Raw genomic sequence first — 18,110 nt, 5'->3', positions numbered from 1 at the left:
GCCCCACAACGAATGTCATTCTGAAACGGTCAGGTAGTCGCCTCTACCGCCGCGCTCGGAGGCGGGATCGCCCTGCTTTACACCTCCCGCACCTACCGTCTCAACCGGTGCGGCCAGATCACCGACGGCTTCACGAAAGCCCTCGAACGATTCGGCTCCGGCGACGTATCGGCGGCGAGAAGTTGTCGAGCCACGGAAAGGCTTCCCGTGGTGCGCAGTGGAACGTTGCCGTTGGCTTTGAGCCGAGTGACCTCGGTAGTGGCGTCGTCATGGCAAATGTGCGTGTTCGGCCATGAGACCGTGTCCATTGTCCTCGAGAACACGACCTTGTTCAGCTCGGCCATCCGCTGCGAGGACTCGTCGCGAGCCTCCCTTGGAAGACCCGCGAGCGCCTCGTAGGTGCGTCGCCCAAGGACGACCAGTTGCGGCAGGGCCAACTCATCGGTGATCCACTCCTCCAGCTCGGGGCCGAAGTGTCCAAAATAGCCGGGCGACGTCGCGCTGCCAGCCCATCCATCGACCGAGAGAAACACATCGACAGTCAGTGTCTGCATAGCTGCCCCGTCGGGGATCCCGGCGTCTTTGTTCCGTACGGCCCGGATCATTCCGGGCGCCTTTCCGCAGGAGACGTCGGAGCCGCGCTGGGCTTTTCGACACGGCCCGGGGGAAAATTTCTGTGCGGGTTGGCACCGGCACCTGTCAGCTCGAGCACCAACGTAATCCAGTCAGAGCTCCGTTCGACTGGTCAAGCCCGTCGAGCGTGCGGAAGGCGTTTTCATCAAACGCTCTTTCAGAATCCGATTTGGAGGCCCTCTGCATGTAAGTCGTGGCCAGTGGTTGCTGTGGATCTCGCGATGGTGATGAGGATCCTGAAAACGACCAGCAATGCTCTTCGCTTCCCGGGCCGTTGCCTTTGTCAACTGGGGCCGCTTCGCCTGCCGGTGAAGGGTTCGGGCGAGCGCCACCGGCGTCGTAAGCGACGGGCTACACCCGGCCTGTACACAGCTCGTCCCTGTTCAGGGCCCGGCCGGGCATGCTTCGGAATTGAACGGTTCAGGGCAGCGCCAAGCTGTTGTCGGGGGTCAGGCCGCTGAGCTTTTCGGGGTTGACCTGGAAGCGCAGGTTCTGGATGCGGCCGTCCACGAGGTCGAACGAGAGGGCGCCAACCGTGTGTCCGCCGAGGGTGGCCAGGACGCCGAGTTCGCCGTTGATGATGGCCGGCTCCATGAGCAGGGCGGCCAGTTCGGGCTTGGCCAGGAAACCAACGATCCAGCGCGCGACGTGGTCGGTGCCGTGGAGGGGGCGGCGGGCGGCCGTGACTTTGCCGCCGCCGTCGGACCAAGAGGTGACCTCGGGGGCGAGCAGCTCCATGACGGCGTTCAGGTCCCCGCCCGCGCAGGCCTCTATGAACTGGGCGGTGACCTGCCGGCGCTGGGTCTGGTCTGCGTCGAAGCGGGGGCGGCGGGCCTGGACGTGCTGGCGTGCGCGGTGGGCGATCTGGCGGACTGTCGGCTCGGGACGTTCGAGGGTCTCGGCGATCTCGGCGTGCGAGTAGCCGAAGACCTCGCGGAGCAGGAAGACGGCGCGTTCGACGGGGCTGAGGGTTTCCAGGACGACCAGCATCGCTGTGGAGACGCTGTCGGCCAATTCGGTCTTCGCGGCGATATCGGGGGAGGTCAGCAGGGGCTCGGGGAGCCACGGCCCGACGTAGGTTTCGCGGGTCGCCCGTGCGGAGGTAAGGCGGTTCAACGAGAGGTTGGTGACCGTGCGCACCAGGTAGGCCTTGGGGTGGCGGATCGCGTCGCGGTCCGCGGTGCTCCACTTCAGCCAGGTGTCCTGGAGGACGTCCTCAGCGTCGGTGACGCTGCTCAGCATGCGGTAGGCGGTGGCGAACAAGAGCCTGCGGTGTTCGATGTACGGGTCCTGTTCGTCCCTGGCGTCGACCATCGGCTCATGCTGCCAGTGCCGCAACCAGGGCGGCAAGGCGCGAGACCATGGCGCTGGAGCCGATACGCCCGTCATGCTGCGGGCTTGCGGGTGACGCTGCCGCCCTTGGAGACGATGGTGGTGACGTTCATGCGCTTGCTGAATCGGTAGGTCGTGAGCGGGCTGCCGCTGACCATCTCCTTGTACGCGGCGGCGCTCCGGCCGGTGAGGTGCATGCGGCGGGGGGTGTCGTCGGCCTTGGTGAACTGGATGACGGCGTCACGGCGGCCGAGGCTGACCGGCTGGTGGAAGTAGCCGAAGCGGAACGGCTTGATGGCCTTGCCGCGCACGAGCCGCGCGATGGTGTCGGCGGTGTACTGGGCGGTGGGCAGGCCGCTCTGGCAGGTGCCGTGGATCTGTCCCCAGGCCAGACGGACGGCGGCGGCGTCGCCGATGGCGTGGATCTCCGGGTGGGAAACCGAACGCAGGGTGGCATCGACCAGGATGAGGCCGCGGTCGTCGGTGGCGATCCCGGCGTTGGCGGCGAGCGGCGACACCTTGACACCGGTGGTCCACAGGCATGCGTCGGAGCGGACGAGCCGGCCGTCGGCCAGCTCGACGGCGTCGGGCAGTACTTCGGTGACGCGGGTGCCGGTCTCAAGAGTGACGCCGAGGCGGTCCAGCGTGCCGTAGAGGTAGGCGCGGGCCCTGGCACCCATCATGCCGCCGGGCTCGGTCACGCTGATCAGCGTGACGTCCAGGCCGGGGTGGCTCTCGGCGATCTCGGTGGCCGCCTCGATGCCGGTCAGGCCGCCGCCACAGACGGTGACCGTGCCGCCGGACGCGGCGACCTCGGTGAGGCGCGCGGCGAACCGGCCGGCGATCTCCGGATTGTCGAGGGTGAACGCCTGGGTGTCGGCGCCGGGGACCTTGCCGGTGTCGGCCGAGCTGCCCAGCGCGTAGACGAGCGTGTCGTACGCGAGGGTCTCGGCGCTGTCGATGGTGATCTGCCGGGCCTCGGTGTCGATGGCGGTGGCGGTGCCCTGGACGAACGTGACGCCGGTTCCGGCGAGCAGGTCGGGGATCTGGTGGTCGGCCAACTCCTGTCCGGCGGCGATCTGGTGCATCCGCAGCCGCTCGACGAACCGGCTCGAGGGGTTGACCAGGGTGATCTTCACGCCGGTCCGGCGAGTGCGGTGGGCCAGCCGGATGGCGCTGAACATGCCCGTGTAGCCGGCGCCGAGGACGACGATGTGGTGGCCATGGTTCATCGGGTCTCCCAAGGTCGGGCACCGGCTTCGGCACCGGTGACGCCCATGGGACAGGCAACCCGCATCGGACGTGACAGGCCGCCGATGTGAACCACGTCACACCGCGCGCACCGTCGGCGTGCTGGCAAGAACCGGTGGTTGCCTCGCCGTACCGAGCCCGGTCGAAGCGGAGCGGGACGCCGCAGAGGGCCGGCTCCGACTGCTGCCCAAGCCGGCGCATACCCGACGACGCCCCGACGCACTTCCTGTCCCAAATGAAGCCCGACTCGATCGCAGCGCCCCGGCCCCCGGTTCAGGTCGAACTACGCGATGTCTTCAACGCAATCCTGGACGTCAACCGCACGGGAATCCCGGATCTTCCAGCCCTTCATGCGTGCGAAGGCGTGCTCGATACGGGCCGGGACTCGCTTGGAGGACAAGGATGCGTCTTCGTAAGTCACTTGCTGCCGCTGCACTCGGCGGCCCAGTCGCGCTCGGGGGCATGACCGGCACAGCTCTGGCCGCCGAATGAGGGCAGATTGCGAGCGCATCTGCTTCTTCTACCGTTCCGGGTCAGAACAGTGCTCTCGATGATCCGCCCCGCCCCTACGGGTTCGTCGGCTGCTAGGGCGTGTATCGAAAGTGGATCTTGATCGTGAGATGATCTTGGTTTGTGAGGCGTGGAGATCTGACTGGACTCTCAGCGGCAGCCGCATGTCCGGACGTCGGGATTCCGGTGGTTCGCTGCGGCCCGGGGAGTGGGGAATGTGCGCCACCGGCGCCGCGCCGGCTCGCGGGCTCAGGTGAGGGCGGCCGCCAGGCAGGTGAAGGCGGCGATGATGACGGCGACGCGGACGTAGTGCCAGCGGTCCCAGCGCTTCATCTGCTCCTTCCAGCCGGCCGGCCGGCTGCCGGTGGTCCACGTCTTGACCCGGTTGTTGATCGGGACGAGCACCAGGATCGACATGAGCACACTGGCGATCAGCAGCGCGGCGGCGGTCACGACGAGGCCGGAGCCGTCGTCGTCCCATCCGGCGACGGCCCAGACCCCGACGAGGACGAGCGAGCCGATGTACCAGAACGGCATTACGGCGCCGCCCAGTCGGGCCCCGTGGACGCGGCCGCGCAGGCCGTTGTCGCCGGGGAGTGCGTTGAGGATCGGGTTGCTGAAGAAGGGGACGGAGAACTCCACCCCCACCATCACGCCGACGACCACGATGGTGACGACCTGAAGTGCATCGAGCATGATGACCCCTCCGAGAATCTAGTGTTGCTAGCTGGCAAGGCAACGCTAGTACTGCTGCCGCTCGATTGTCTAGCGATGCTAGGATCGAATCATGTCGGTACAGGAACGCAAGCAGCGCGAACGGGCGGAGCGCGAGCGCCTCATCGTGGCGACGGCCCGCGAACTCGCCGAGCAGCAGGGCTGGGACGCGGTCACCACCCGCCGGCTCGCCGAGAGCATCGAGTACAGCCAGCCCGTCCTCTACAGCCACTTCCGCGGCAAGCGCGAGATCATCGGCGCCGTCGCTCTGCAGGGCGCTTCCGAGATGGCCGTGGCGATGCGGGCTGCGACCGCCGCCGCCGACGGCTCCCGCGCCCGGGTCGCAGCCCTCGCCCGTGCCTACCTCGACTTCGCCGAACGCCACCCGGCGGTCTACGACGCCTTGTTCCAGCTCGACGGCGGCCTGGCATACGCGCAGGAGGACACCCCCGAACCGTTGAAGGACGCCTTCGCCGCGCTGCTGGAGTGCCTCAGCGAGGTCGCCGGGGACGGCGTGCGCCCGGAGCTGTTCACCGAGACGTTCTGGGCGTCCCTGCACGGACTGGCCACCCTGACCCGAGCGGGACGGCTCCCGCCGGAGGACGCCGAGCACAGGACGGAGCTGCTGGTGGACCGGCTCGCCATGCTCTGACGCACCGTCCCGGATGGCACACGGCCGGGGTCCTCGGGCCCGCTGCCTGCTTGCGGCATCGCTCCCGGTCACTCGCGCCCACACGGCGCAGCCGCAGGTCGCCGGCCCCGTACCCCCGACGGGGCACCCGCCCCGGAAGCTGCGGTACTCATTGATCACGACTCGGTACGCGCCCCAGCCCCGGGGCATGCACCAGCGCTAGCCGCCCGCTCCCCGCAGCTGGCCCCGTTCCGCTCCACCCCTGCCGCCACACCGGCAACGGCCACGCCACCTCTTGTCGGCGTACACGCGAACGTACTCAAGCGGGTACACGGGAATGTGGCCGCGCCGGCCGTTCGTCACATGACAGTGCGGCCCAGGTAGGCGGCGAGACGGTCGAGCGGGGCGGCGTCCTCGGGGACCGGCTGCGGCGGGGCGAAGGAACCGGCGGCAGTACGGGGCAGATCGCCGTAGATCTCGCGTACGACGGGGAGGGCTGTCTCAGCGACGTGCTGAACGGTGTCATAGGGGTGCCCGACGGCCCGGGCCAGATCCCAGCCGTGGACCAGCATCTCGATCACCAACTGCTCGACGAGCCGTCGCCCGGGAGCGGGCCCGTAGCGCCGCTCGAGCATGCCCGGGCGCCTGAAGGCCGACCGTGCGGCCTGGGATGCGGTACGGAATGCCGCGACATGGTCGTCCCCGAGATGGTCGGCGGTGAAGTCGGAACGGGGAGTTCCGTCGGCCAGGCCGGCCCACAGCAGGTTCTCCCAGACCAGGTGGTTGAGGAGGGTCTGAACGTCCCAGTCGGCGCAGGCCGTTGGCCGGTCGAACTGGCCCGGCTCCACCGCGGAGACAAGTCCGCCGACGGCCTCCAGGACTTCGTCACAGGCGTGGAGCACGCCGACCGGTTCCCACACGTCCTGCCCAGCGTCGTACAACTCGGCGAGTTGCGCGGCCCGCACACCGGGTTCAGGATGCGCCCGCAGTGCCGTCGTCAGCCATCGGCCGGCTGCCGCCATGCTGGGCCGCACGGGCCAGCCGTTGATGATGCACAGCAGCTGCCAGTACCGCTCGGCGTGCGTGTCGGAAGCGACTTCGAGCTGCTCGAGGAGTAGGCCTCTGGCCTGCGCGTCGTCGACGAGCTCCTTTCCGTCCGGAGCAGCCTGCGTGGGGATCCAGGTCGCCACGATGGCGGTGACGACGGGATCGGCAGCCGGCGAGTCCGGGGCAATTCCTTGCGCCGTCGCTGTCTCCACTCGCCGCAGCCAGTCGTCTGTCGCCTGCTCTGCGTCCCGCAACGTGCTGTCGTCGTGCTCGCCCGGGTGGTGTTCGGCGGCGTAGTGGGCCATACGGCGCAGACTGGCGCGCAGAGCCGGATTCCTGACGAGTTCGCCTAGTTCGAGCCAGGCGTCGACCTGCTCGTCGCTGGGATCGGCGGGCAGGTCCGGGGTGGCGGCCAGTAGGCCCCGTCGGTAGGTGGGTACGTTCAGTTCCCCCAGGGTGTCGGTGACGAAGTCCTGGATGGTGGCGCGGCGTTCGGCGGCGGACATGCGCGCCAGCTCGGTCATGGTGGTGAGCCCCTCGGCAGTGGTGTTGCGGCGGATGACGGAGCGCAGCACGGCCTGCTGCGTTCGCAGCGTGCGGATCTGCTTCTCCAGCGCGTCGATGTGCGTCGCGGCCACCTCCGACAGGGTGTTTTCGCGCTCCAGTACGTCCCGGATCGTCGCCAGCCCCAGGCCCAGCCCTCGCAGTGTCTGCGCCAGCTGCAGACGGGCCAGTGCCTCGGTGCCGTACAGCCGGTAACCGGCCGGAGTCCGACGTGCCGGGTGAACGACCCCGGCGTCCGACCAGTGCCGGATCAGCTTCACCGACAGCCCGGTCTTCCGGGCGACCTCTCCGATACTCCAGAACGTGCTGTCATCGACGTGCATGCGCTCCACCCTTGGGTCTCCCACGAAGGGAGAGTCAACAGGCACCCGGCTTCCGCCAGCCTCCGCCGCGGGATTCCGCGGGGGACGCTTCGGTGTACGCGACCAGACATAAACAGTCGTACGCCGACATCGGCCGGTGGTTGCCACGCTCGGTTCCGGGAGACCGCCGCGGAGGCGCCCAGGCCGACGTTGTCGGCCCGGTAGTCCTGACTCGGACACCAGGGAGAAAATAACCCGGCGGTGGCTTGAAGGGCTTCGCGATGGTGCTCTTCTTCGGCTGGCGGGGCACCTCCGGCAGACCACCGTGCACAATCTGAACGTGGCCAATCAGAGGACACCTCCCGAGGTGGGCATCTCGGTCCGTGAGGCCGAGGTCCTTGCCGCACTCGGTGAACATCTGACCAACGCCGAGATCGGCGCTCGGTTGTTCATCTCCATCCGCACCGTTGAGAGTCATGTCTCCTCGTTGCTGCGCAAGCTGCAGGTGTCCGATCGCCGTGCCCTGGCTGCCGTATCGGCGAACCTGCTCTCTGTTCCGGAGGGTGCGCCGGCCGCAGTCGCGGCGCTGCCGTCGCCGTTGACGCCGTTTGTCGGGCGGGCGGCCGAGCGGGCGGCGCTGACCAAAGCGCTGCGCGAGCATCGGCTGGTCACGGCTGTGGGACCGGGCGGGGTCGGCAAGACCCGCCTGGCCCTGAGCGTCGCTGCTGAGGCGAACGATCGGTTCGCCGACGGCGTTTGGTACGTCAACCTGGTACCAGTAACCGACCCATTGGTGATCGCGGCGGCGATTGCGGACGCGCTGGGCCTCGGGGAGAGTGCGGGCCGCTCAGCGACGGACAACGTCCTGGGCTGGATGGCCGGCCGGGAAACGCTGCTCGTACTGGACAACTGCGAGCACTTGCTGGACGGCGTGGTGGTCCTGCTGGAGCGGCTACTGGCCGGCAGCCCCGGGCTGGCGGTGCTCGCCACCAGCCGGGCCAGGTTGCTGGTGCCCTTCGAATGGGTGTTTGCGGTGCCCGGGATGTCCGTCGAAGCCGACGGCGGTGGCCCCGGTGACGCGGTCGAGCTGTTTGTTGGGCGGGCCTCGGCCGGCGGGAGCCTGCTGGCGTCCGACGAGAACAAGCGCATCGCCGCCGTCTGCCGCCGCCTGGACGGCATGGCTCTGGCGATTGAACTGGCCGCTGCCCGGTTCGCGTCGCTCGGACTTGATGGACTCGAAGCCGGGTTGGCCGACCGGCTGCGGCTGCTGACCGGCGGGCCACGGATCGATGACCGGCATCGTTCGTTGCGTTCGACGCTCGACTGGAGTTACGCGCTGCTGGCCGAACCCGATCAGGCGGTGCTGCGCCGGATCTCGGTTTTCGCCGGCCCGTTCACCGCCGGCGCTGCGGCGACGGTTCTGGCCGGTTGGCCGCCGGAGCCAGCCGGCTCCATGGCGACCATTCTGGCCGGGCTCGCCGATCAGAGCTTGCTGACCGCGATCGCGGAGCCGAGTGGAACTCGCTACCGCGCCTTGGAAACGATCCGTCAGTACGGCGCAGATCGGCTCGAAGGCGCCGGCGAGTCGGACCAGGCACTCTCGCGCCACCTCAATTGGTGTCTGGATGAAAGCGCAGATCTCCAGGTCGCCTCCCGCGAACTCGCCGGTTCCTGGCGAGGGGCGTTCGATCGGGTTGCCGACGAGTTGCGAGGTGCCCTGGCCTGGGCGGCCGGCAAGGCTGAATACCGTCCCGAGGGGTACCGGTTGGCGATCGGGTTGGCCGGGCTGGCCTTCACCCGGGGCATGCCCGGGGAGTCGCAGCGGCGCTACGAGCAGGCGGCCGAGCTCGCCGCGGACGACTTGAGGGCCGCCGACGCTTTGCGCTGTGCGGCAGGTGCCGCCGAGTCTCGGCATTTCGGCAACGACGCGCTGCGGCTGCGCAGGGCTGCGGCCGACGCATCGATACGAGCGGGTGATCGGGTTGGCGCGGCTGGTGACCTCGCCCGGAATGCCGAGTTCATCAACCGCGCCCCGGGGCTGATCGAGACCGAGCCCGCGGCCGGAGAGGTGGAGGCGCTGATCGCCGAGGCGTGGATGCTGGCCGACAGCGACCCGGCTGCGCAGGCGCGCCTGCTTATCGCCGAGGCGTGCAACGGCGCGATCGCCGATCCGGCCACCCTCGAGCTCATCAAGCGCGCGCTCACGCTGGCCCGCCGCATCGACGACCCACTCATCGAGAGCGCCGCGCTCGACCAGCTCACTGCGGTGCAGCTGGGCCGTGGCGAGGTCCGAGCCGCGGCGGCCAGCGCGATGCGGCGCACCGAGTTGCTGGCCCCGCTGCAGGTGACGGCCACGACCGGGTTGGAGTTCTTCGACGGGTTCGGCATGGCCGACCATTGCGCCGTCGCCGCCGGTGACCTACGAGCCGCGAGGAAACATGCCGAGCGCCTGCGGGATCTGCCGTTCTACCGTGAGGAGGGCCACTTGGCGACCAGGCGGATGCTCGTCGTCACCGCGCTCGCCGGCGACTGGGACGAGACGATCACGCTGGCGGAGCGTTTCCGCGAAGGGTGGGACCGGGCGGGCCGGCCCCGTGCGGGCAATCTCAGGAGCGCCGCGTATGCGGCCGCGACGGTCCACGGACTGCGCGGGGACGACGACGCTCGTGCTGTGTGGTTGGACATCATCGACGCCCTCGGGACGCCGGGCCGCTCGCCGTCACCGCTTCGGTACGGCGAATTTTTCGACGCCTTGCTCCTGCTGCACCGCGGTCAGCCCCAGCAGGCGGTGCAGGTGCTGCACACGCCTCCCGGGCAGTTGACGGACTGGTACGACAGCGTGTGGCGGACCTGGTACGCCGCCGTGTGGGCCGAGGCAGCAGCCCTCAGCGGGCACCAGGACGCCGCCGCTCGCATTCAGCGCGCGCGCCTGGTGACGATGGGAAACCCGATCGCCACCGCCATCGTCGACCGAGCGGCGGTCTTGGCCTCAGGCGACGTCGGCCACGACGGTTTGACCGCCGCGGCCGCTGCCCTGGAGGGTGTCGGCTGCCGCTACCAATGGGCCCGGGCGCTCGTCTTCCTCGGCGGGGAGCAACGAGCACGTGGCGAGTCCGAGCTGGCGAGGATGGGTGCGACGGCTATGGTCTGGCCTCCACAATGATGTTGAACGGGGTCTTGGTCGCCCGCCGCACGTGGTTGAACCCGGCCTCGAGCAGCACGACGGCCAGCCGGCGTTCACCGTCCTGCGCATTCAGTCCCAGGCCGACTTCCTGAGCCGGCGAGCCGGGCGTGCAGATCACCGTGGACAGGCCGTCATAGGTTCGTCCGACCGGGTTCAGGTTCTGCTCCAGTACGTCGCCGGCGTTCGGCTGGACCAGCAACAGCGTGACGTCCGGTGCTAGAGCAGTCGTGCTCCGCCCAGTCGACGCCCGCGCCGGTGTGGAATGCGTCGAAGCGCCAGCACGGACGAGGTGATCGGCCCGGCGCCGGCCATCGCCTTGTAACGGCCCAGCCGGTGGCCGATGTGCAGCAGCCGGGAGATGGCTGCCCCTATCCCCAGCACCGCCTGTCCGACGAACGCCTCGAGTCTCGCCTCGTCGATCGTCGCGGCGGCGGTTGCTGTGGTCATGGTGCCCGCACTTCGGCGCAGGTCCCCGACGGATCTGCGTGAAGGAGCGTGCTCGCATGCCTGGGTGCAGCGCATCGGTGCCGAGCACGGATGCCACCACGCAGTCCTCGGGTCCGTGGCGGGCACGGATGTCTGATAGCCCGCTCTGGCTCAAGGTCGGACCAGTCACAAACGGTCGCTCGCTGAGCACCCTCGAAGGAGCAATGGAGATGATCCCACCCCACGCCGTTGCCGCCCTGGCAGACGCTCGGCGCATCAGCATGATGGCGCCAGGCGCGAGCCTCATGACTGGCAGAGGCTGCTCTTCGCCATCGGCAACGGACCGCTCTTCCGCTACCCGACGCTCGCCTCTGCGCCGCTTCCAAGGACTGCTGTTCACGCCACCCGAGCCGCCGGCAGCCATGACCACGACTGACGGCAGGGGCTCTGTCCACAATCGGGCCCCCAGCAGCGAACGGCGGGCGCGTTGATGCCCACGCCGCCGGGAGCATCCCGGATTCCCTCCCTACTCAGCCGCCGCGCAGCGCTCATCAGCAGACCGACCCCAGCCACGGCTGCCGCCACCGGACGTGGTGCACCTGCGGCACGCATGGACCCAGGCCAGACCCACCGGCCCGTTCGGTCCAGACCCATTGAGAGAAGGACACCGTGAAGGCACGCAGCAAGATCTTCCGGACGTTGGTGATGGGCGCATCAGCCGGCGCCCTGAACATTCGTTCAACGAGAAAGTGGGCGCCGGCCGCGGTCGTCGGCCTCACCCTCCTCGCCACTCAGGCATTAGGAGCCCCGCCGGCAGTGGCGGCCACTATTCCGCCCGGCTCCGTACAGGTCTTCGCCAAATCGTCCCCGGTCAACACCCTGGCGACGAAGGTCCCCTTCCGCGCGGACTGCCCATCCGGCCAGCGGGTACTCGGAGGAGGCGCGTTGACGATCGGAGGTGTCCACGCCGTCATCACCGAGATGCAGCCGATCCACACCACAAGCGGGGACAGCTTCGAGGTCAGCGCGGCGGCGGACCAGTTCGGCATCCCCGTGGCCTGGAACTTCCAGGTGTTCGCGTTCTGCGCTTCCGTCCCTGCCGCACTGGGCGTGGAGATCGTCTCCCAGACCAACGCACCGACGTCGGGCGCCACGGACCAAACTTCGGCACCGTGCCCGGCCGGTAAGCAACTGATCGGTGCCGGCGGCAAGATCGCCAACGGCAACGGGCAGGTAGACCTGGGCATCGCCACCAACGGCAGCGGATTCTTCGCGAGCAGCAGCGCCGCCATCGCCAAGGAGGACGCCGACGGGTTCGCCGGCAACTACACCGTCACCGGCTACTCGGTCTGCGCGCGGTCGAACGTGTTCGGCGACTTCCAGCAGGTCAAGACCCAGTCCAACACCACCGCCGCGAGCCAGAAGAAGACCCTCTCCTGTCCGTCCGGGCTGCGCCTCACCGGCCTCGCCGGCGTCACGACAACGCCGGGCACACACCTCCAGGAAATCGCACCGCGCACGACAAACGCACCCAACATCGCCGACTTCGGCGCCCAATCCTCGATCCCGCCAAACGGTCCTTGGACCATGGAGACGACTGTCTTCTGCGCCAAATAGGCACTGCGCCGAACAGGCAGAGTGGGAGCATGCCCCATCCGGGCGTGCTCCCCGTGGTGTTGTCCGACGTGGGGTGAAGCCGACCAGGTGCGCTCTGATAGCCCCAGCCGTCCAGGACCGTCAGGATCTGATCCACCGTGGCATCGACCGTGGCCGCACTGAAGACCTGTGCGCCACCGACACGTCGGGCCGTGCCGAGCCGGTGGAACCTGGGTAAACCCATCCTCGAACGTGCTGACCGCCGAACCCGCCAGCCGCCCCAACTGCCCCGGCGTCGTCATCGGCTCCATGTGGTCACTGCGGCACAGGGCCACCCCCTCCGCCAGCCGATCCCGCGACAGCTCCACCGGGCACAACTCCGCGGCTAGCCACTCCGCGAGCTGTGCCTGATCCTCCTCGCCGCACATCCGGAGCCCGTCCGCCTTCCGGATCTGAGCGCGGTGCCGCTTGATCGTCCGGCTCGTCCAGTCGTACGCCGCTCATGAGGCCATCGCATTTCCCACCCAGCCCGAACCGGTACTCGCGACCGCAGCTTGACTCCTTTAGACGCATCGGATGTCTGATCGTCGACCGCCACGGAACCCCGCTCGCCATCACACTCACCGGTGGTAACCGGCACGACGTCACCCAGCTCCTGCCCCGGCTCGACGCGCCCACTGCGGGGCCGTCCCAGCCGCAAACCCCGGCGTCTGTTCGCCGACCGGGGCTACGACTTCGACAAGTACCGCCGCCTGCTGTGGAAGCGCGACATCAAACCCGTGATTGCCCGCCGCGGCGCCGCCCACGGTTCCGGGCTGGGCAAGGTGTGCTGGGTGGCCGAGTGGACCTTCGCCTGGCTTGCACCAGGTCAAACGGCTCCGCACCCGCTACGAGCCGATCTCCATCAGGGCCTGCTCGAACTGGCCTGCAGCCTCGATGCCTGCGCCGCCTGCGAACCTCGTCTTGAGCGATCAGTTGGCTACGCTGAACCACCCCGGCCGCACCTCGTCCAGAAGCGGTTGCAGGGACCGCACTGCGGATCGCAGGCCCTGATCCGTGACGTCAAGAGGCTCTGGCAGGCTCAGCCCATACCAGCGCAGCCGCCAGAGGTCGAAGACTTCGCTCCCGTCGGCTGCGAAGTCCACATCGACCTCAGTGCCGTTGTCGCTGACGAAGCGGCATCCTGCCCCATGAACCGTGTAGGAGTAGGTGTCGATGTGATCACTCCGGCTGATCCGTGTCGGCGACGGCTCAATTCCCTGCTTTCTGGCTGATTCTGTCGCCGTAATTCCCCGCCCTGGTGACGCCGGTTCCCCAGGGCGACGCCCGTCATGGGTGGGGATGTCCGTCGTGGTCTCGGGTTGATGATCTTTCCCCGTGTCGGGTGGTTTGTTCGACCGATAGATCCTTCTTGCGAATCGATGGAGATCCCCTGGGGCATGCCCGTGCCGGGTTGAGGGTCCGGGCCTACTCGGAGTCGCTGGTGTCCCTTGACCAGCGGACCGGGAGGGTCGACGGGCGATCCGGATGGCAAGGAGAACATTCAGCGTGACGGACATCGTGGAGATCTACGTCCACTGGTACGCGGGCCGCTCGAAGACGCAGTTGTCGGCGTCGCTCGGGCTGGACCGGAAGACAATCAGGAAGTATCTGGCGCCGGCCGAGGCGGCCGGGATCACCCCGGGCGGACCGCCGATGAGCGAGACCGACTGGGCGAAACTGATCAAGAGCTGGTTCCCCGATCAGGCCAACAGGCGGCTGAATCAGCTGACTTGGCCGGAGATCGAGCGACACCGCGACTACGTGGTGGAGATGTTGAACACCTGCACGGTGACCACGATCCATCAGCGGCTGCGCGACGAGCGAAAGCTGCAGGCGGGGCTGACCTCGTTCCGCCGGTGGGTGCACGAGAATCTGCCCGACGAGGCGGCCCGGTCCAAGGTCACCGTGCTGCGGGAGAACGTCGAGCCGGGCTCGGAAGCACAGATCGACTACGGCTTCCTGGGGCAGTGGATCAATCCCAACACCGGGAAACGGCACCGGATTTGGGCGTTCGTGATGGTGCTGCCCGCCTCGCGGCACATGTTCGTACGCCCGGTGGCGCACATGGATCAGCACGCCTGGACCCAAGCGCACGTGGAAGCGTTCCGGTTCTTCGGCGGGGTGCCGCGCCGACTGGTGCCGGACAACCTCAAGACGGGGGTCGACAAGCCGGACCTCTACGATCCGAAAATCAACAGGTCGTATGCCGAACTCGCCACCTACTACGGGGCGTTGGTGGATCCGGCCCGGGCGTTGAAGCCCAAGGACAAGCCCAGGGTGGAGCGGCCCATGCCCTACGTCCGCGACTCCTACTGGCGCGGGCGGACGTTCACCTCGGTGGACCATATGCAGGCCGAGGCCCTGCTCTGGTCCCGGAATGTCGCAGGTCAGCGGCAGTGTCGCCCGTTGGGCGGTGCCGCTCCGCTGTCTGTGTTCGAGACGATCGAGGCGTCGGCCCTGCTGCCGCTGCCCGAGGCGCCGTTCGTGCTGGCCAGATGGTCGAAGGCGACGGTCGGCCCGGACATCCACGTCAAGGTCGGCCGGACCCTCTACTCGGTGCCCTGGAAACTCATCGGCCGTCGCGTCGATGTCCGCTCCACCGCCACTATGGTGCAGGTCTTCCACGAGGGCGAACTGGTCAAGACACATGCCGCACTTGAGCAGGGCAAACGCACCGACAAGAACGACTACCCGCCCGAGAAGATTGCCTTCCAGATGCGCACGCCGATCTGGTGCCGCGGCCAAGCCTCGCAGGTCGGGGACGCCTGCCGGCAGGTGATCGACCAGCTCCTGGAGGTCAATGCCCTCTATCGGCTCCGGGCCGCCCAGGGGGTGCTCGGCCTGCGCAAGAAGTACGGCGACACCAGGCTCGAGGCCGCCTGCGCGAAGGCGATCGCGGTCGGCGACCCGTCCTATCGGACCGTCAAGGGCATCCTGGTCGCCGGCACCGAGACCGACCCGGAACCCGAGACCGGCGACGCCGGCGCATCGGCCTTTCTGCACGGCCCCGAGGGTCTGTTCGCCGACGCCGTCATCCCCACCCAGATCTCCGGCACCGTCGGCGACGACCAGGGGAACGGTGACGCTGAGGAGGCCGCCCGGTGAGCGTGATGACCACCGCCCTGCGCGACTCGCTCAAGATCTTGCGGCTGTCCGGCATGCTCGAAACCCTCGACGCCCGGCTCACGCAGGCCCAGGGCGGCGAGCTTGGCCACCTCGACTTTCTGCAGGTTCTTTGCCAGGACGAGATCACTCGCCGCGAGTCCGTCGCCCTCGAACGGCGCCTGCGCAAAGCCCGGTTCGAGCAGCAAGTCACCCTGGAGGGCTTCGACTTCAACGCTTCCCCGAAACTGCCCGCCGCCCAGATCCGCGACCTCGCGGCCCTGCGCTGGCTCCACTCCGGCGAGTCCGTCATTTTGTTCGGACCCGTCGGCGTCGGGAAAACACACGTCGCGCAGGCCCTCGGCCACCAGGCCGTCCGCCAGGGCGCCAACGTCCGCTTCTCGAAGACCAGCCGCGTCCTTTCCGAACTCGCCGGCGGCCACGCGGACCGCACCTGGGACCGGCGCATGCGCGACCTCATCCGACCAGACGTGCTCATCCTCGACGACTTCGCCATGCGCCAGATGAACGCCTCCCAGGCCGACGACCTCTACGAGTTGGTCTCCGAGCGGCAAGGGCGTTCCCTGATCATCACGAGCAACCGGGCACCCAGCGACTGGTATCCGCTCTTCCCGAATCCCGTCGTCGCCGAGTCGCTCCTCGATCGGCTGATCAACGCCAGCCACCAGGTCATCATGAACGGCCCCAGCTACCGTCCCAACAAGCGACCGAAGGGGCCCTCCGGCTCCAGCAAGCCCCCGGCCAGCTGACATCGACTCACGCCCCAGGGGGTGGGGAATTGCCCCGACAGACCCCCTGGGGAATATCGCCGACGTTCACAATCCGGCGCGAACGGACCAGGCCGAGGACATCTGCCAGTCGCTCCAGCGTGGGATCGCCACCCTCATGGCCTCGTCCATCGCGTTCAGAGCGTGGACGTAACCGAGCACGAGGTCTCGTGCAGCCCCAACCTGTTCCATACGGCGTCACCCCCTGAGCCCGTGGCTGAAGGGATTGCTCCATGGGCCGCCAGCGTCTCCGCAGGACGGCATTCTGAAACGATCAGTAAGCCTTGATTGGTGCGGCCGACCTGGCGGCCTGCTCGATCTTCGCGCAGTAGGCTGCACGGGCTTCCTCGTCGATCTGCCTCTCGTGTTCGGCGCGCACGCCGGTCCGGCCGTCGAGGCCCTCGCGGAGGATGTCGGCGTGCCCGGCATGCCGGATGGACTCGGCGAGGACATGGACCATGATGGCGAACAGGTTCGTGTTGGGATAAGGCTCCGGCCACCACGGCACGTGGCCGGCGGCGTCGAGGGGAAGTTCGTTGATCGTCGCGTCCGAGTGTTCCCACGTGCGCCGGTAGAACCCGATGATCTGATCGCGGGTCTCGTCCTCGGCCGCCCACAGATCGCTGCCGTCGGAGTCCTGCCACCGGGGCAGCGGTTCCGGGGAAGGACGGTCGAAGACCTCACCGAAGTACCTGGCCTCGACGGTGGCCACGTGTTTGACCAGACCGATGAGGTTGGTCCCGGTCGCCGTCAAAGGCCGGCGGGCGTCGTATTCGGACAAGCCGTCGAGTTTCCAGAGCAGCGCCTTGCGGTCCCGCCGCAGTCTCCCGTGCAGGTTGCCTTTCGCGAATTCATCGATCATGCGGCATGAGCCTGCCACGGGCTGCTCGTGGTCTCACGATCCCGTACGTGCTCCGCAACGACTGGCAGAGCCGAGGCCTGGCCATGCCCGCCGCCCTGTTCAACCCGCCCTGACCAGCTGATCAGCACCTCCCGCAGGCCGGGGGGACCTCAGGTGGGTCGGCGTCGTTGAGTTGCTCGCGGATCTGAGCGTTCACTGTGGGATGCGCGTCACCGCTGTCCGCGCCCAGGCCCGCGAGCAGGCGCAGCCCGTCCTCGGCAGGGCTGCCGGGGGCCGCGGACAGCACCAGCAGCTCCATGCCTGATTCGTCCGGTAGTGCGAAGTTCTCCTGGTGCAGTTCCAGCAGTCCGACCAGCGGGTGCCGGTACGCCTTGCGGCCATGAGTGCGGGCGCGCACGTCCGCGCGGGCCCAGAGGCGGCGGAAGCGCTCGCTACCCATGGCCAGTTCGCCGATGAGTGAGGCCAGACGGGGGTCCTCGGGGTATTTGCCGGCGGCCAGGCGCAAGTGCCCGACCACGTCGAGGGTGCATTTCTCCCAGTCCGCGTAAAGGCCGCGCTCGGCCTCCTCAAGGAAGATGTGCCGGGCGGTGTTCAGGCCCGGCATCGGCCGGCCGTAGAGGAGCCCGGCGAGGTGGTTCCCGGCGAGCACGTCCAGTCGGTAATCCATGATCAGCGCGGGTGCATCGGCGACCAGGCCGAGGACGCGCAGCAACTCCGGCCGGACCCGGCCGCCCGGCGCCTTCGCGCGGCGGCGGCGTTGCCGGGCGAGCCGGTAGAGGTGCCCGCGTTCGGTCTCGTCGAGGCCGAGGACGCGGGCGATGGCGTCGAGGACCTGCTCGGAGGGCTGAGTTGCGCGGCCCTGCTCCAGGCGTACGTAGTAGTCGACGCTGACTCCGGACAGGTGCGCGACCTCTTCGCGGCGCAGGCCTTCAACCCGGCGGCGGCTGTCGGTGGGGATGCCGACGGCCGCCGGGTCGACCCGGGAACGTCGGGTCCGCAGGAAGCCCGCAAGATCGTCCATGCCCCCAGTATGGCCTCGGTGGTGCCCGTGAAGGTGGCCCTGCCGATACCAGGAAGTCCCGTCCGATGGATGAGGCGCCCCTGAACGCCGGGCGCCGCGGCGCCC

15 protein-coding genes and 1 pseudogene are annotated in these 18,110 nt (G+C 68.5%); 6 read left to right on the top strand and 10 right to left on the bottom strand.

From position 1 onward, the window contains the following. Positions 1-92 precede the first annotated feature (92 nt). The 4 genes from OG718_RS04680 to OG718_RS04665 form a co-directional block, all read right to left on the bottom strand. Positions 93-554, bottom strand: coding sequence for a dihydrofolate reductase family protein (locus tag OG718_RS04680; protein WP_328843348.1), 462 nt, complete (start codon positions 552-554; stop codon positions 93-95). 499 nt (positions 555-1,053) lie between these two features. After that, complete coding sequence (locus OG718_RS04675; protein ID WP_306935225.1) at positions 1,054-1,947, bottom strand: RNA polymerase sigma-70 factor; 894 nt, start codon at positions 1,945-1,947, stop codon at positions 1,054-1,056. A gap of 71 nt (positions 1,948-2,018) precedes the next feature. Then, a complete protein-coding gene (locus OG718_RS04670; protein ID WP_328843347.1) occupies positions 2,019-3,197 on the bottom strand; it encodes an NAD(P)/FAD-dependent oxidoreductase in 1,179 nt (392 codons plus the stop codon). 778 nt (positions 3,198-3,975) lie between these two features. Further along, a complete protein-coding gene (locus OG718_RS04665; RefSeq protein WP_306935223.1) occupies positions 3,976-4,422 on the bottom strand; it encodes a DUF1772 domain-containing protein in 447 nt (148 codons plus the stop codon). Positions 4,423-4,513: 91 nt separating this feature from the next. Here OG718_RS04665 and OG718_RS04660 point away from each other — a divergent pair, with 91 nt between their 5' ends. After that, complete coding sequence (locus OG718_RS04660; protein ID WP_143644259.1) at positions 4,514-5,092, top strand: TetR/AcrR family transcriptional regulator; 579 nt, start codon at positions 4,514-4,516, stop codon at positions 5,090-5,092. Positions 5,093-5,430: 338 nt separating this feature from the next. Here OG718_RS04660 and OG718_RS04655 read toward each other — a convergent pair whose 3' ends face one another. Next, positions 5,431-7,005 (bottom strand): TIGR03086 family metal-binding protein, encoded by a 1,575-nt coding sequence (locus OG718_RS04655; protein ID WP_328843346.1) that lies wholly within the window; start codon positions 7,003-7,005, stop codon positions 5,431-5,433. Between the two features lie 319 nt (positions 7,006-7,324). On the opposite strand from OG718_RS04655, the gene OG718_RS04650 reads away from it, so the two are divergent. Further along, positions 7,325-10,147 carry an ATP-binding protein gene (locus OG718_RS04650; protein WP_328843345.1) on the top strand — a complete coding sequence of 941 codons (2,823 nt, stop codon included), beginning with the start codon at positions 7,325-7,327 and terminating at the stop codon, positions 10,145-10,147. On the opposite strand, the gene OG718_RS04645 is transcribed toward OG718_RS04650, so the two are convergent. Together OG718_RS04645 and OG718_RS04640 are read right to left on the bottom strand one after the other, a co-directional pair. Beyond that, on the bottom strand, positions 10,125-10,367 hold the full coding sequence (locus tag OG718_RS04645; RefSeq protein ID WP_306935219.1) for a hypothetical protein: 243 nt from the start codon (positions 10,365-10,367) through the stop codon (positions 10,125-10,127). The two genes, OG718_RS04650 and OG718_RS04645, sit on opposite strands and share 23 nt — an antisense overlap. Positions 10,368-10,384: 17 nt before the next feature. Then, positions 10,385-10,615, bottom strand: coding sequence for a hypothetical protein (locus OG718_RS04640; RefSeq protein WP_306935218.1), 231 nt, complete (start codon positions 10,613-10,615; stop codon positions 10,385-10,387). 648 nt (positions 10,616-11,263) lie between these two features. Here OG718_RS04640 and OG718_RS04635 point away from each other — a divergent pair. Then, positions 11,264-12,211, top strand: a complete 948-nt coding sequence (locus OG718_RS04635; RefSeq protein ID WP_328843344.1) for a hypothetical protein — start codon at positions 11,264-11,266, stop codon at positions 12,209-12,211. Positions 12,212-12,689: 478 nt separating this feature from the next. Further along, positions 12,690-13,157: pseudogene (locus OG718_RS54350) on the top strand (transposase); the annotation flags it as partial. Between the two features lie 4 nt (positions 13,158-13,161). Here the strand turns inward: OG718_RS54350 and OG718_RS54345 are convergent. After that, positions 13,162-13,749: a DUF6896 domain-containing protein gene (locus tag OG718_RS54345; protein ID WP_443054895.1), complete on the bottom strand. Its 588-nt coding sequence runs from the start codon at positions 13,747-13,749 to the stop codon at positions 13,162-13,164. Between OG718_RS54345 and istA the strand changes: the two genes are divergently transcribed. Together istA and istB are read left to right on the top strand one after the other, a co-directional pair. After that, positions 13,739-15,337, top strand: a complete 1,599-nt coding sequence (gene istA / locus OG718_RS04625; protein ID WP_328843034.1) for an IS21 family transposase — start codon at positions 13,739-13,741, stop codon at positions 15,335-15,337. The genes OG718_RS54345 and istA overlap by 11 nt on opposite strands. After that, positions 15,334-16,104, top strand: coding sequence for an IS21-like element helper ATPase IstB (gene istB / locus OG718_RS04620; protein WP_266817962.1), 771 nt, complete (start codon positions 15,334-15,336; stop codon positions 16,102-16,104). Before istA ends, istB begins: the two co-directional genes overlap by 4 nt. 292 nt (positions 16,105-16,396) lie before the next feature. Here the strand turns inward: istB and OG718_RS04615 are convergent, their stop codons facing one another. Together OG718_RS04615 and OG718_RS04610 are read right to left on the bottom strand one after the other, a co-directional pair. Next, a complete protein-coding gene (locus tag OG718_RS04615; RefSeq protein ID WP_328843343.1) occupies positions 16,397-16,984 on the bottom strand; it encodes a DinB family protein in 588 nt (195 codons plus the stop codon). A gap of 121 nt (positions 16,985-17,105) precedes the next feature. Next, positions 17,106-18,005 carry a helix-turn-helix transcriptional regulator gene (locus OG718_RS04610; RefSeq protein WP_328843342.1) on the bottom strand — a complete coding sequence of 300 codons (900 nt, stop codon included), beginning with the start codon at positions 18,003-18,005 and terminating at the stop codon, positions 17,106-17,108. Positions 18,006-18,110: the final 105 nt, after the last annotated feature.

Origin of the sequence: Streptomyces sp. NBC_00258, assembly GCF_036182465.1 — a bacterium.
In the GTDB taxonomy this organism is placed as follows: Bacteria; Actinomycetota; Actinomycetes; order Streptomycetales; family Streptomycetaceae; genus Streptomyces.
The sequence above is the reverse complement of the archived record's forward strand: the minus strand, read 5'-3'. Positions and strand labels throughout refer to the sequence as shown.

What these genes read in the sequence shown, in the direction of transcription:
- OG718_RS04680 (WP_328843348.1), bottom strand. Translation starts at nt 554, where the DNA reads ATGCAGACACTGACTGTCGATGTGTTTCTCTCGGTCGATGGATGGGCT.
- OG718_RS04675 (WP_306935225.1), bottom strand. Translation starts at nt 1,947, where the DNA reads ATGGTCGACGCCAGGGACGAACAGGACCCGTACATCGAACACCGCAGG.
- OG718_RS04670 (WP_328843347.1), bottom strand. Translation starts at nt 3,197, where the DNA reads ATGAACCATGGCCACCACATCGTCGTCCTCGGCGCCGGCTACACGGGC.
- OG718_RS04665 (WP_306935223.1), bottom strand. Translation starts at nt 4,422, where the DNA reads ATGCTCGATGCACTTCAGGTCGTCACCATCGTGGTCGTCGGCGTGATG.
- OG718_RS04660 (WP_143644259.1), top strand. Translation starts at nt 4,514, where the DNA reads ATGTCGGTACAGGAACGCAAGCAGCGCGAACGGGCGGAGCGCGAGCGC.
- OG718_RS04655 (WP_328843346.1), bottom strand. Translation starts at nt 7,005, where the DNA reads ATGCACGTCGATGACAGCACGTTCTGGAGTATCGGAGAGGTCGCCCGG.
- OG718_RS04640 (WP_306935218.1), bottom strand. Translation starts at nt 10,615, where the DNA reads ATGACCACAGCAACCGCCGCCGCGACGATCGACGAGGCGAGACTCGAG.
- OG718_RS54345 (WP_443054895.1), bottom strand. Translation starts at nt 13,749, where the DNA reads ATGTCCGTCACGCTGAATGTTCTCCTTGCCATCCGGATCGCCCGTCGA.
- OG718_RS04615 (WP_328843343.1), bottom strand. Translation starts at nt 16,984, where the DNA reads ATGATCGATGAATTCGCGAAAGGCAACCTGCACGGGAGACTGCGGCGG.
- OG718_RS04610 (WP_328843342.1), bottom strand. Translation starts at nt 18,005, where the DNA reads ATGGACGATCTTGCGGGCTTCCTGCGGACCCGACGTTCCCGGGTCGAC.